The following is an 11,940-nucleotide window of genomic DNA, read 5'->3' as shown; positions in this document are numbered from 1 at the left end:
GCATTCTATGCTTTTTTTAATACTGCGTAATAGAAGCCATCCATATCTTCTTCTCCAGGCAAAATCTGACGTCCTGGGTGGTTGATATCTGAATCTACTAGCTGGGCATTGCTGGTTCGCGCCAAGAATGCTTTCACTTGTTCTACATTTTCTTGCGGTGTAATTGAGCATGTTGCGTACACCATGGTGCCACCAGTTTTGAGCTGTTGCCACATTGCATCAAATATTTCACGCTGCAGCTCAGCAAGAGCCGCAATGTCTTCAGCTCGACGCAGCCATTTAATATCAGGGTGGCGACGAATAACGCCTGTTGCAGAGCATGGCGCATCCAACAAGATACGGTCGAACTGTTCACCTTGCCACCACTCTTGCGGTGTTCTTGCATCACCACAAACGACAGTCGCTTGAAGTTGCAAACGCTGAAGGTTGTCGTGAACGCGCTTTAGGCGGGTTTCATCGCAATCAATGGCAACGACTTTGCTGCCAGTCGTGCGTTCAAGAATATGAGCCGTTTTGCCACCTGGCGCGGCGCAGCAATCTAGAATTAACTCACCATCTTGAGGTTGGAGATAATTAAGAGAGAGTTGCGCTGCGGCATCTTGTACCGATACCCAGCCTTTATCAAAGCCTGGCAAATTGTTGACGTCGCAAGGTGCGGCCAATTTTAGAGCATCTTGCGCTTCTGAGTGTGCTGTGCAATCAATGCCTTCATTTTTGAGCAGTTCTAGGTATTCATCTCTTGTGTGATGCTGGTGATTAACACGTAACCACATCGGTGCCTTGGTGTTGTTCGCTTCTAGAATATCCGCCCACTGCTCTGGGTAACTATTTTGGAGCAGTTTTAGCAGCCAGCCTGGGTGACCATATTTACCGGCATTGTGACTCATGGATATTTCATCGAGCTGTTCTTGATTGCGTTGATAATTTCGCAATACCGCATTGATGAGCCCACGCAATTTCGGGCCTTTTAGCGTTTTCGTTGCTTCAACCGTTTCACCTACTGCGGCGTGTGCTGGGATGCGCATATTGCCAATTTGGTAAATGCCGACAAGGATCAGGTGATGAAAAACACGCTGTTTGCCTTTAAGAGGTTTTTCCATGAGCTCAGAAGCAATGGATTCCAAGCGAGGTAGGATTCGCAGGGCGCCAAAACAAATTTCTTGCAGTAAAGCTTGGTCACGTGGTTTGACCTGCTGTTGACCGGCAGGAAGCGCATTGGATAGGGATTGACCTTTATCAACCACTTGAAACAGGATGTTGGCCGCAACAGCGCGAACGTTCATGTTAGTTACCTAAAATTGTGTTGTTATTAAAACAAACTAGGGCCTGCACTGGTCAGTACTGGCCCTAAAGATTGTATGTAGGGAGTATCGTTAACCTAGGATACTGCCGACTTCAAACCAGCTGGCTTTGGAGTTTAGTACATCACTGACCGGCATGGCTTTCTTTCCTGGGATCTGGATCTGCTCCAGAACTAAGGTGTCCTTTCCAGTAGCAACGTAAATTCCTGTTTTATCAGCCTTAAGGATAGTGCCTACTGCCATTTCTGTCGTACTTGCCTCGACACGAGATTGCCAAACTTTGATGTTGTTCTCTTCCACCGAGAAGAAGCTCATTGGCCACGGGTTAAAGGCACGCACGCAGCGCTCGATAAACTCCGCGTCTAGCGACCAGTCAATCTTCGCTTCGTCTTTGCTCAACTTACTGGCGTAATTGGCTTGCTCGTCGTCTTGTTTTACTGGTTTTGTATTGTTAACAGCAATGTCACCTAAGCAGTCAACTAAAGCCTGGGGACCTAGCTCGGCGAGCTTGTCATACATAGTGGCACTAGTGTCGGTGGCTTCGATAGGAAGTGTCGCGATCTTTAGCATGTCACCAGTATCAAGACCGATATCCATCTGCATGATAGTCACGCCTGTTTCTGCATCGCCCGCCCAAATAGAGCGCTGGATTGGCGCTGCGCCACGCCAGCGAGGCAAAATAGAACCGTGAACATTGATACAACCCAATTTAGGGGTATCAAGGACTGCTTGTGGGAGCAATAAACCATACGCAACGACAACCATAAGATCAGCATTCAAATCTTTCAGCGTTTGTTTGGCTTCATCTGACTTAAAATTCACTGGCTGGTAGACAGGAATATCATGCTCAATCGCCATCGTTTTTACAGGGCTAGCGGTTAGCTTTTTTCCGCGCCCCGCCGGTCGATCTGGTTGGGTGTAAACGGCAATAATGTCGTGCTCCGAAGACAATAACGCCGCCAAGTGACGGGCGGCGAAGTCTGGAGTACCGGCAAACACAATGCGTAATGATTGGCTCACAGAAACCTCACTTAAGTTATTATTGTTTCGCGTTGAAGCGCTGAATCTTTTCTAATTTATCTTTGATACGCTTACGCTTTAGAGGGGAAAGATAATCGACAAAAAGTTTGCCCTCTAAATGGTCCAATTCGTGCTGAACACAAATGGCGAGTAAGTCATCGGCTTCAAAGGAGAACGTTTCACCATCGCGGTTAAGCGCAGTGACGCTGACTTCTGCTGCGCGAGCTACGAGTGCGCGTGCGCCAGGCACGGACAAGCAGCCTTCTTCAATGCCGTCTTCACCGCGTTTTTCGGTGATTTCTGGATTGATAAGGACCATAGGCTCATCGCGTGTGTCCGAAATATCGATCACAACAATACGCTGGTGGAAGTCTACTTGCGTTGCCGCTAGACCAATTCCTTCTTCGTCGTACATGGTTTCAATCATGTCATCAACGACTTTTTGAATCTCCGGAGTGACTTCAGTGACAGGCTTTGCGACTGTTCTTAGGCGCTCATCCGGGAAAGTTAATACTTGTAATACAGACATATACACTCAAAATATTGAACTGTGCCGAATAGGCACGGACTTCGTTGGTTCAATTCTAGACATTTTCGCACCTAAATGACAGCATCCCATGAAACAAAGCAAGGGAATGCTGACGATGAAACAACAAATATTGAGATCAAAGTGGCATTTTATTCTGCTCACACTCTCTGTATTTGTTTGCTTTCCTGTGGATTCCGATGAGTTGAAGATCAAACCCAATGTCCCTAAGTCTTATGTGGTTGTGGCAGGAGATACGTTGTGGGACATCTCTACATTATATCTGCAGTCACCATGGCGATGGCCTGAACTTTGGGGGCAGAATCAGCACATCGATAACCCACACCTAATCTACCCTGGCGACCAACTCACGCTTATCTGGATTGATGGCAAGCCTCGCCTGACAAAGAAGGCCTTTGAAAAGTTATCACCTCGTATTCGTACTAACCAAAAAGTTGCCATTTCGGGCGCGGAGCGCGCTACGGTGACTCGTTATCTAGAAAAAGAAGGGCTTGTCGAATCCTCTCGATTAGAGACATTCCCGGTTGTTGCAGGGTCAAGTCGTGGTCTGGACTATGTGACGGATCGTGATGAGCTCTACATTCAATACAAAGGGGCAGAGCGTGAGTGGGGAATTTATCGGGTTGGCAAAGCGTATATATCAAGCGCTGAGCAGGTTGAAATGACGGAAATTCGGCTATTGGCGGAAGCCCATACCGTTGATCAGAAAGAAGGAATGACGACGTTAATGATAACCAGCCTTAAAAGAGAGCTTAAAAAAGGTGATCTCGTTATTCCGTTTAGCGTCCATCAGGATATGTCTCTAGCCGCCAGTTTTTCTCCTCAACCTGGACCCTATATTACGTCTAAGCCAGTTCAGCTTCTGGGCTCGCTAAATTCGTTGAACTATGCAGTGCAAGGACAGACAGTGGTGCTAAATGTTGGTGTATTGGATAGCGTGAAGCAGGGAAGTACTTACCTTATCAAGCGGCGTTCGGAAGATTTTCGCTTTTCATCAGGGGAGAAAGGACTCACCAAAGCCACGGAGGCATCCACATTCCCTAAAGTTGAAATTGGGCAATTGATGGTGATTCGTCCGTATGCGCATTTTAGTATCGCCGTGATCACGACATCGACAGAACCGGTATCAATGATGGCAATCATTGAAGCGCCAGAACGGTAATGACACTGATGGTTGAGCGTAAATCGTTAGAAGACGAATTAGCCGCATGGCTGACGTTGGCCTTGTGTCCAGGGATTGGCTCGGTGACGTTTCATAAGTTATGCGCGATTGCGGCACCCTCAACGCTGATTGATTTTGATGAACTTCAGCTACGTGCCATTGGTCTAAAAGAAAAACAAATTCGTTTTATTCGCCATGATGCCACGAACGTCGTGCAAGCTTGCTTAGAATGGCAGAATCGCCCATACCACCATATATTGTTGTCGATAAACCCTCATTACCCTGCTTTACTTAAAGAAACAAAGGGGTATCCACCGATACTGTTCGTTATTGGTCATCCACAAGTATTGAGTGCTCCGCAAATTGCGATGGTTGGCAGCCGCAATGCCACAATAGAAGGGCTAGAGACAGCATCGAGTTATGCGCATACTTTTTCTGAACAAGGGTTTGTTGTCACGAGTGGCTTGGCGCTGGGTGTGGATGGACACGCTCATCAGGGGGCGTTGAATGCCGGTGGTAAAACGGTGGCGGTATTGGGCTCTGGCTTAGAACATATTTATCCCCATCGACATAAAGGGCTTGCGAGCCGAATTCAGGAGCAGGGTGCACTAATTAGCGAACACCCTCCTTACAGCAAACCGAGACCGGAGTTTTTCCCACGTCGAAATCGTATTATTAGTGGCTTGGCGGCTGGTGTTGTTGTGGTTGAGGCAACAGAAAAAAGTGGCTCGTTAATTACAGCGCGATATGCTGCTGAGCAAGGCCGAGATGTGTTCGCTATTCCGGGCTCAATCCGACACCCTTTTCATAACGGGTGCCACTCATTGATAAAAAACGGTGCTTGTCTCGTACAATCACCAAAGGATGTGTTGGATGAAATAGAATCGCTGACAAATTGGTCTAAAGATCATCAACCGAGTTTTTTTGACTCACCACCTGAGAGGCAAGTGTCTGATAAAGAAGCATTGCCATATCCAGAACTGTTGGCTAACGTAGGAATAGAGCCGACACCTGTTGATATTTTGGCTCAAAAGACCCATATTCCTGTGCATGAGGTCATGCAACAGCTCCTTGAGCTTGAATTACTTGGCCATATTGTTGCCGTTACCGGTGGTTATATTCTTAGTGGGAGAGGCAAGCTATGATGATGGACATACTGATGTACCTGTTTGAAACCTATATCCATAGCGATGCGGAACTACAGGTAGACCAAGACGAACTGGAAGATGAATTGCTTCGAGCAGGCTTTCAGCAAAAAGATATTTACAAAGCACTGCAATGGTTAGAAGACTTAGCGGAACTGCAAGATACCGATAAGCACTCTGCTATCTCGATGAGTGCATCCACCTCAACTCGTATTTACACCGCCAAAGAAATGTCTCGTATTGACGTTAAGAGCCGAGGCTTTTTGATGTTTTTAGAGCAAGTAGGCGTCTTAACGACAGAAACTCGTGAGATGGTGATAGATCGAGTGATGGGACTGGAAACAAGTGAGTTTGAATTGGATGATCTGAAGTGGATTATCTTAATGGTATTGTTCAATGTTCCCGGTAATGAAAATGAATATACGCTGATGGAAGAGCTGATCTACACCACGGAACAAGGCATGGTTCATTAGAAACCCGCCCCCTAACGTTTACAGAAGAGAGTTTCATGAGCGGTAAAATTGATCATCAACTGTTTTCGGCTCATGAACATGCACTCGACAAAGAGTCATGTCCGCAATGCCAGCGCGGTACGTTACAGCTAAAGAATGGTAAGCACGGCCCTTTTCTAGGATGCAGTGATTACCCTAGCTGTGATTTTATTAAACCATTGCATCAAAATGATGGCCATATCATTAAATCATTAGGGGTGTCATGCCCAGACTGTGGTCGTGAGCTATTGCTTCGCCAAGGTCGTTACGGAATGTTTATTGGTTGCAGCGGGTATCCGGAATGTCATTTTATTCAATCGCCCAATAAACCTGAAGACAACGAACAGAATAGTGTCGCTGATGTTTCTTGTCCTGAGTGCCGGAAGGGACACTTAATAGAGAGAAAATCACGATTTGGTAAAGCTTTTTACGCTTGCGATGCCTATCCGAAATGCAAGTTTGCAGTGAACCACCCGCCTGTGGTTGGCAGCTGCGATGGTTGTGGTTATCCGTTATTGACGGAAAAGAAACGGGCGTCTGGAGTGGTACTTGAATGTGCTTCACGCTCGTGTCATAAAATTCAAAATGAAAACGGCTCTTAATGAGCCGTTTTTTATTGGGATGAGATAATCACTGACCGGAGAGTATGCTTGGGCAGCTACAACGCGTGCGCCGCAGGCTTTAGTGCCGGAAATGCCGCTGGGTCGAGAATATCAGCGAGCTTAATGAGCGTCGCTTTCAGTTCTGCGTTGTCAGAGGCTGACACATTAATATGCCCCATCTTACGCCCAGCTCGTTTCTCTTTGCCATACCAATGTACATGACAACCTGGTAGCTGATGTACCGCCTCTGGGACGCAATCTTCGCCTAAGATGTTGACCATTGACGTTGTGCGGGTGAGCTGCGTTGAGCCAAGTGGCATGTCGCAAACCGCGCGTAAATGGTTTTCAAACTGACAAGTATCGGCGCCCTGTTGTGTCCAGTGTCCAGAATTGTGCACGCGCGGGGCAATTTCATTGACGAGTAGAGCACCATTGACGTCAAAGAACTCTAACGCCAGTACACCGACATAATCAAGAGACTCAGCAACGGCGGTGAACATTTTGGCTGCTTGTTGCTGTAGCTCACTTTCATCAATCGCGGTTGATAGTGTTAATACGCCGTCGGTATGCACGTTTTCCGCCAAAGGATAAATCGCAATATCACCTTGTTGATTACGAGCGCCAATCAGTGAGACCTCACGCTGAAAAGGGACAAATTCTTCCGCGACAATCGCTTGGTTCTCTGACTGTTCAATACACACTAGCATTTCCGCCCAAATTGATTCGACGTTATCTAGGATTTTAAGTCGCCATTGACCTTTACCATCGTAGCCACCAAGCGCACTTTTTAGCACCATCGGCAAGCCGACATGAGAAATGGCCGCATCGAAATCTTGTCGTGAGCGGATAATGGCGTACTTGGCATTTTTTACACCAGCTTGATCAAGCAGGGCTTTTTCAATGCGTCGATCACCACCGGCTTTGATCGCCTGCGTCGAAGGGAGAAACTTGCCACTTTTTTCACAGATGTCTAAAACTGCAAGCGGGATGTGCTCAAACTCAGCCGTAATCACGTCGGCAAGGTCGATAGCTTGCTGTAAACCGTTACCCAGCACTTCAAGTGTTAAGGGGTGGACGATGTCTTCGCTGTTTACGTCAAACGCCGATATCTTGATATTGAGAGGTGCGCCAGCCAGAGCCATCATTCGTGCTAATTGACCAGCTCCTAAAACCAATACGTGCTTCATTATCAATCCTCTGATGGATCAGGGTTTGCGAGTACAGTATCCGTTTGTGTTTGGCGGAATGCTTCGACTTTTTCCATAACCGCCGGTTGGTGAATGCCGATGATTTGAGCCGCTAGGATGCCCGCATTTGCAGCACCAGCTTCACCAATGGCTAAAGTACCGACTGCAATGCCTTTTGGCATTTGAACGATAGAGAGCAGTGAGTCCATTCCTTTTAGCGCACGACTTTGCACTGGCACACCTAATACAGGAATGCTCGTGAATGCTGCAGCCATACCTGGAAGGTGTGCAGCACCGCCAGCTCCTGCGATGATAACGGAAATACCGCGCTCTTTGGCAGAAGTCGCGTAGTCTGCTAGTAGTTGTGGTGTGCGGTGAGCGGAAACAACTTTCGTTTCATATTCCACACCAAATTGGTCTAGCATATCAGCAGCCAGTTGCATTGTTGGCCAGTCTGATTTTGAACCCATAATAATACCGACTTTCATCCGAAGCTCCTTCAAAGCATGTTCAAATGGACTAAATTGCGCGCATTATACGAGTATTTTTTTCATAGGAAAACGTTTGCGTGAGTTAAAGTTGGGTTTTTTTCTGGATTCTAGGCAGGGTTTTGAGCATAGTGCGGTGAATTGTAAAAAAAATGTTTAGATTTAAGGAAAGGAAGGCGCAGTGAATAACGTTCTCTCTATTGTCGATATGCTCAAGTTGGGTGAGGTGATTGCTTATCCAACAGAAGGTGTGTTTGGTGTCGGTTGTGATCCGGACAACATAGAAGCGATTAAAAAGCTATTGGCGGTAAAAGAAAGACCTGTAGAGAAAGGTCTGATTTTAATTGCGAGTAGCTATGAACAGCTGCGTCCCTATATTGACGAGACTCAACTCAGCAAGACGCAACTTGAACGTGTGTTCTCTACTTGGCCAGGCCCTTATACTTGGGTGATGCCAGCCAGTAGAAAGGTATCTCCTTGGTTGAGTGGTCAGTTTGATACGATTGCAGTAAGGGTGACCGACCATGCTCTTGTTCAAGCGTTATGCCAAGAATTTGGTAAGCCAGTGACATCGACGAGCGCTAACTTAACCGGTATGCCTTCATGTATGACGGTAAGCGAAGTGAAGGTACAACTTGGCGAGCGGTTAGCGGGTATTCTCAATGGTGAAGTGGGTGGGCGTGAAAATCCGAGCGAAATTCGTGACGCAAGAACCGGGAAAATGATTAGGCAAGGGTAGAGAGGTCGATAGACAATGTCAGGTGTAGATAAACATCAAGTGAAAGCATTCTTGTTGCAATTACAAGATTCCATTTGTGAACAACTAACCAGCGTAGACGGTGTAGCGCAATTTGTTGAAGATGAATGGCAAAGAGAACTTGGCGGCGGCGGGCGAAGTCGCGTGCTTAAAGATGGCGGGGTGTTTGAACAAGGTGGCGTAAACTTTTCCCATGTCTTTGGAGATAAAATGCCAGCGTCTGCTACCGCTCACCGCCCAGAATTGGCGGGACGCAAGTTCGAAGCCATGGGAGTCTCTTTAGTGTTGCACCCCAAAAATCCTTATGTACCAACATCGCACGCCAATGTGCGCTTTTTTGTGGCAGAAAAAGAGGGTGAAGCACCCATCTGGTGGTTTGGTGGTGGCTTTGATTTAACACCGTTTTACCCTTTTGAGGAAGACTGTCAGCATTGGCATCAGGTAGCTAAGGATTTATGTGCGCCATTTGGCGATGACGTCTATGCTGAACATAAAAAATGGTGTGATGACTACTTCTTCTTACCGCACCGAAATGAAACCCGCGGTATTGGGGGCTTGTTCTTTGATGATTTAAATCAGTGGGGCTTTGATAAGTCGTTTCAGTATATGCAGGCGGTTGGCAATGGTTACCTCGATGCGTACTTGCCGATAGTGAATCAACGTAAGAGTTTAGAGTTTGGCTCACGTGAACGTGACTTTCAACTCTATCGCCGTGGTCGATATGTCGAGTTCAACCTCGTTTATGACCGTGGAACTCTGTTTGGCTTGCAAAGTGGCGGGCGGACTGAGTCGATACTAATGTCGATGCCACCATTAGCGCGCTGGGAATATAGTTATCAGCCTGAAGAAAATACACCAGAAGCGACGCTTTACTCGGACTATTTGAAGCCAAGAGACTGGTAACTTGGCGAAAGCATGCTGAAGTGATAGTGTCTTTAGTATCACTTTAGTATGCAGCAGGCAGGGACATGAGCAAGCCAGATCAGTATGTTGTTTTCGGAAATCCTATCACTCAAAGTAAATCTCCTTTTATTCATACCTTGTTTGCTAAGCAGACTGCGCAAAATATGGAGTATGGCCGTCAGCAGCCGGATAACACAGAATTTATATCCGCAGTTGAAGTGTTTTTTAATGAGGGTGGTAAAGGGTGCAATATCACCGCCCCCTTTAAAGAAGAAGCCTATCAATTTGCAAGCCGCCTAACTGAAAGAGCGCAATTGGCTGGAGCGGTTAACACGTTAAAGAAAGTCGATGATGGTGAGATCATTGGAGACAATACTGATGGCGAGGGGTTGGTTCAGGACTTATTACAGCATCAAGTGATGCTCGAGGGCGCATCAATTCTTGTTATAGGGGCTGGTGGTGCAGCTCGTGGTGTGCTGAAACCTCTTTTAGACCAAAAACCGTCTTCAATTACGTTGACCAACCGTACCTATGAAAAAGCAGAAGAATTAGTAGGGATTTTTTCCAGCTTTGGGGCTATCAATGCCATAGAAATGTCGAGTGTTTCGAAAAGCTATGATGTTGTTATCAATTCTACATCTGCAAGCCTGTACAACGAACGTCCAAATATAAGTCACGCAATTTTTGGTTCGCAGACGGTGAGTTATGATATGGCTTATGGTCAAGGGCTGACGACATTTAACCAGTGGGCCTGTGAATCAGGTGCTGCAGTCACTTATGATGGGCTGGGTATGTTAGTGGGGCAAGCCGCTGAAAGTTTCATGTTATGGCGTGGGCTACGCCCAGGGTCTCGACAAATCTTGCGTGAACTTCGTAGAAATCTGGAAAGTTAGTAAAATGAATCAATCAATATTGTTTTCTGATGACATTGTATGGAACTCCCTCACGCAGACATTAACATTTTATGCCAATCAATCCGGCATGCTAATTACTTGTACTATTGATGCTGAAAAGCTAGGTCAGTTAGCCTCTATGCGAGTGAATAATGAAGAAGAGGCTATCGAAGCATATAAAAAAGCGCAGTTTGATATTGAAGAGTGCGCAGAAGCCCTCATTGAAGATGAGGACTTCGATGACCAAGGTCACATTAAAGTGGGCTAGCGAATAACGTCAACATGATTAATGTAGTCATTTTTGTTCTGTACATAATTGTTTGATGACGTCTGTAAAAATGTGGTTTCTTTTTCTGTTAGTGGGCGAATTTGCTTTACCGGGCTTCCCACGTATAGGTAGCCCCTTTCGAGGCGCTTATTTGGTGGAACTAAACTTCCCGCACCAATCATTACATCGGATTCAATGATGGCACCATCTAATACGATGCTAGCCATTCCAATCAACACGCGGTCGTGAATGGTGCAGCCGTGAAGCATAACCTGATGACCAATAGTGACATCACTACCGATTAATAATGGATAACCCTCGGGGTTATCCATATTTTTGTGGGTTACATGTAAGACGGAGTTGTCTTGAATATTCGTTCTGTCTCCAATCTCAATACGATTGACATCGCCACGTGCAGAGACGAATGGCCAAATGCTCACATCTTTACCAAGGTGAACATCTCCTACGATAACGCTAGTCATATCTATATAGACAGAAGAGTCGAATTGCGGGCAAATTCCTTTGAAACTACGAACTGAAGTCATATTTATCTCTTAGTTGAGAGTTTGTAATGTGATTTAAGCTGATTTTAAGCGGTTTTTTAACCATTAAGAATAAAAAACAATCAGACAGATAAAAAAAATAGAAAAAGTGACTTTTAGGGCTTGCCAATGTGATTCGGATCTCTATAATGCACCCTCGCTGACACGGGAAGGGTTCAACAAAAACCAGAACGAGTCAGAAGGTTATCAAGCTCAATGAGCTTGGCAAAATAAGTTTCAAAAAGTGTTTGACACTGAAGCTTATCTCGCTAGAATGACCGTCCGTTTCGAGCAATGCTCGAAACAAGCTCTTTAACAATATAGACCTATATCAATCTGTGTGGACACTTGTTGATGATAATCATTATGTTTACTTCTGCTTTGAGCAGAGATAAACAACTTCTTCGGAAGTAAAATGGTTTTCAATGAACACGTGACCTAAGGGTAGTAAGTTCGCTTACTGTCACACAGTCAAAATTCATTATCGTTCTGTTGGAACGATAATAGCTTTAAAATTACTTCTTACTTTTTAAGTAAGGGACAGTTTTGAAGTCAGTATTCATTGAGCCGACAAAATCTTAAATTGAAGAGTTTGATCATGGCTCAGATTGAACGCTGGCGGCAGGCCTAACAC

The 11,940-nt window shown here is 45.8% G+C and carries 14 protein-coding genes; 8 read left to right on the top strand and 6 right to left on the bottom strand.

Annotated elements, in window-relative coordinates; genetic code table 11:
- Positions 1 to 5 precede the first annotated feature (5 nt).
- The 3 genes from rsmB to def all read right to left on the bottom strand — a co-directional run bounded on the left by rsmB (position 6) and on the right by def (position 2,850).
- Positions 6 to 1,283, bottom strand: coding sequence for a 16S rRNA (cytosine(967)-C(5))-methyltransferase RsmB (rsmB, locus tag L4D74_RS22360; protein ID WP_265676763.1), 1,278 nt, complete (start codon positions 1,281 to 1,283; stop codon positions 6 to 8).
- Positions 1,284 to 1,373: 90 nt separating this feature from the next.
- Positions 1,374 to 2,321 (bottom strand): methionyl-tRNA formyltransferase, encoded by a 948-nt coding sequence (gene fmt, locus L4D74_RS22355; RefSeq protein WP_428754681.1) that lies wholly within the window; start codon positions 2,319 to 2,321, stop codon positions 1,374 to 1,376.
- 19 nt (positions 2,322 to 2,340) lie between these two features.
- Positions 2,341 to 2,850 carry a peptide deformylase gene (gene def / locus L4D74_RS22350; RefSeq protein WP_250619267.1) on the bottom strand — a complete coding sequence of 170 codons (510 nt, stop codon included), beginning with the start codon at positions 2,848 to 2,850 and terminating at the stop codon, positions 2,341 to 2,343.
- Positions 2,851 to 2,965: 115 nt separating this feature from the next.
- Here def and L4D74_RS22345 point away from each other — a divergent pair, with 115 nt between their 5' ends.
- The 4 genes from L4D74_RS22345 to L4D74_RS22330 are packed head-to-tail and all read left to right on the top strand — an operon-like array spanning position 2,966 to position 6,268.
- Complete coding sequence (locus L4D74_RS22345) at positions 2,966 to 4,030, top strand: LysM peptidoglycan-binding domain-containing protein (RefSeq protein WP_428754680.1); 1,065 nt, start codon at positions 2,966 to 2,968, stop codon at positions 4,028 to 4,030.
- Between the two features lie 8 nt (positions 4,031 to 4,038).
- Positions 4,039 to 5,175, top strand: a complete 1,137-nt coding sequence (dprA, locus tag L4D74_RS22340) for a DNA-processing protein DprA (RefSeq protein ID WP_265676805.1) — start codon at positions 4,039 to 4,041, stop codon at positions 5,173 to 5,175.
- A complete protein-coding gene (locus tag L4D74_RS22335) occupies positions 5,172 to 5,648 on the top strand; it encodes a DUF494 family protein (protein WP_279348332.1) in 477 nt (158 codons plus the stop codon). Before dprA ends, L4D74_RS22335 begins: the two co-directional genes overlap by 4 nt.
- A gap of 35 nt (positions 5,649 to 5,683) precedes the next feature.
- On the top strand, positions 5,684 to 6,268 hold the full coding sequence (locus tag L4D74_RS22330; protein ID WP_428754679.1) for a topoisomerase DNA-binding C4 zinc finger domain-containing protein: 585 nt from the start codon (positions 5,684 to 5,686) through the stop codon (positions 6,266 to 6,268).
- A gap of 56 nt (positions 6,269 to 6,324) precedes the next feature.
- Here the strand turns inward: L4D74_RS22330 and L4D74_RS22325 are convergent, their stop codons facing one another.
- Both L4D74_RS22325 and purE read right to left on the bottom strand, forming a co-directional pair.
- The gene (locus L4D74_RS22325) at positions 6,325 to 7,455 is read right to left on the bottom strand and encodes a 5-(carboxyamino)imidazole ribonucleotide synthase (protein ID WP_428754678.1); all 1,131 of its coding nucleotides are present in this window, start codon (positions 7,453 to 7,455) and stop codon (positions 6,325 to 6,327) included.
- A 2-nt stretch (positions 7,456 to 7,457) separates the two neighbouring features.
- Positions 7,458 to 7,943, bottom strand: coding sequence for a 5-(carboxyamino)imidazole ribonucleotide mutase (gene purE / locus L4D74_RS22320; protein ID WP_265677965.1), 486 nt, complete (start codon positions 7,941 to 7,943; stop codon positions 7,458 to 7,460).
- 181 nt (positions 7,944 to 8,124) lie between these two features.
- Here purE and tsaC point away from each other — a divergent pair, with 181 nt between their 5' ends.
- From tsaC to L4D74_RS22300, 4 genes are all read left to right on the top strand, one after another.
- Complete coding sequence (gene tsaC / locus L4D74_RS22315) at positions 8,125 to 8,682, top strand: L-threonylcarbamoyladenylate synthase type 1 TsaC (RefSeq protein ID WP_428754677.1); 558 nt, start codon at positions 8,125 to 8,127, stop codon at positions 8,680 to 8,682.
- 15 nt (positions 8,683 to 8,697) lie between these two features.
- A complete protein-coding gene (hemF, locus tag L4D74_RS22310) occupies positions 8,698 to 9,603 on the top strand; it encodes an oxygen-dependent coproporphyrinogen oxidase (protein ID WP_428754676.1) in 906 nt (301 codons plus the stop codon).
- 65 nt (positions 9,604 to 9,668) lie between these two features.
- The gene (gene aroE, locus L4D74_RS22305) at positions 9,669 to 10,496 is read left to right on the top strand and encodes a shikimate dehydrogenase (protein ID WP_428754675.1); all 828 of its coding nucleotides are present in this window, start codon (positions 9,669 to 9,671) and stop codon (positions 10,494 to 10,496) included.
- Positions 10,497 to 10,500: 4 nt separating this feature from the next.
- Positions 10,501 to 10,764: a DUF1488 family protein gene (locus L4D74_RS22300; RefSeq protein WP_428754674.1), complete on the top strand. Its 264-nt coding sequence runs from the start codon at positions 10,501 to 10,503 to the stop codon at positions 10,762 to 10,764.
- On the opposite strand, the gene L4D74_RS22295 is transcribed toward L4D74_RS22300, so the two are convergent.
- Positions 10,761 to 11,309: a gamma carbonic anhydrase family protein gene (locus tag L4D74_RS22295; protein ID WP_428754673.1), complete on the bottom strand. Its 549-nt coding sequence runs from the start codon at positions 11,307 to 11,309 to the stop codon at positions 10,761 to 10,763. The two genes, L4D74_RS22300 and L4D74_RS22295, sit on opposite strands and share 4 nt — an antisense overlap.
- Positions 11,310 to 11,940 lie beyond the last annotated feature (631 nt).

Origin of the sequence: Vibrio cionasavignyae (genome assembly GCF_050337155.1) — a bacterium.
In the GTDB taxonomy this organism is placed as follows: domain Bacteria; phylum Pseudomonadota; class Gammaproteobacteria; order Enterobacterales; family Vibrionaceae; genus Vibrio; species Vibrio nomapromontoriensis.
Note: the sequence above shows the minus strand (reverse complement) of the source record. Positions and strands in the feature narration are given on the sequence as shown.

What these genes read in the sequence shown, in the direction of transcription:
- aroE (WP_428754675.1), top strand. Translation starts at nt 9,669, where the DNA reads ATGAGCAAGCCAGATCAGTATGTTGTTTTCGGAAATCCTATCACTCAA.
- dprA (WP_265676805.1), top strand. Translation starts at nt 4,039, where the DNA reads ATGGTTGAGCGTAAATCGTTAGAAGACGAATTAGCCGCATGGCTGACG.
- L4D74_RS22295 (WP_428754673.1), bottom strand. Translation starts at nt 11,309, where the DNA reads ATGACTTCAGTTCGTAGTTTCAAAGGAATTTGCCCGCAATTCGACTCT.
- rsmB (WP_265676763.1), bottom strand. Translation starts at nt 1,283, where the DNA reads ATGAACGTTCGCGCTGTTGCGGCCAACATCCTGTTTCAAGTGGTTGAT.
- L4D74_RS22300 (WP_428754674.1), top strand. Translation starts at nt 10,501, where the DNA reads ATGAATCAATCAATATTGTTTTCTGATGACATTGTATGGAACTCCCTC.
- hemF (WP_428754676.1), top strand. Translation starts at nt 8,698, where the DNA reads ATGTCAGGTGTAGATAAACATCAAGTGAAAGCATTCTTGTTGCAATTA.
- def (WP_250619267.1), bottom strand. Translation starts at nt 2,850, where the DNA reads ATGTCTGTATTACAAGTATTAACTTTCCCGGATGAGCGCCTAAGAACA.
- L4D74_RS22335 (WP_279348332.1), top strand. Translation starts at nt 5,172, where the DNA reads ATGATGATGGACATACTGATGTACCTGTTTGAAACCTATATCCATAGC.
- L4D74_RS22345 (WP_428754680.1), top strand. Translation starts at nt 2,966, where the DNA reads ATGAAACAACAAATATTGAGATCAAAGTGGCATTTTATTCTGCTCACA.
- purE (WP_265677965.1), bottom strand. Translation starts at nt 7,943, where the DNA reads ATGAAAGTCGGTATTATTATGGGTTCAAAATCAGACTGGCCAACAATG.
- L4D74_RS22325 (WP_428754678.1), bottom strand. Translation starts at nt 7,455, where the DNA reads ATGAAGCACGTATTGGTTTTAGGAGCTGGTCAATTAGCACGAATGATG.
- L4D74_RS22330 (WP_428754679.1), top strand. Translation starts at nt 5,684, where the DNA reads ATGAGCGGTAAAATTGATCATCAACTGTTTTCGGCTCATGAACATGCA.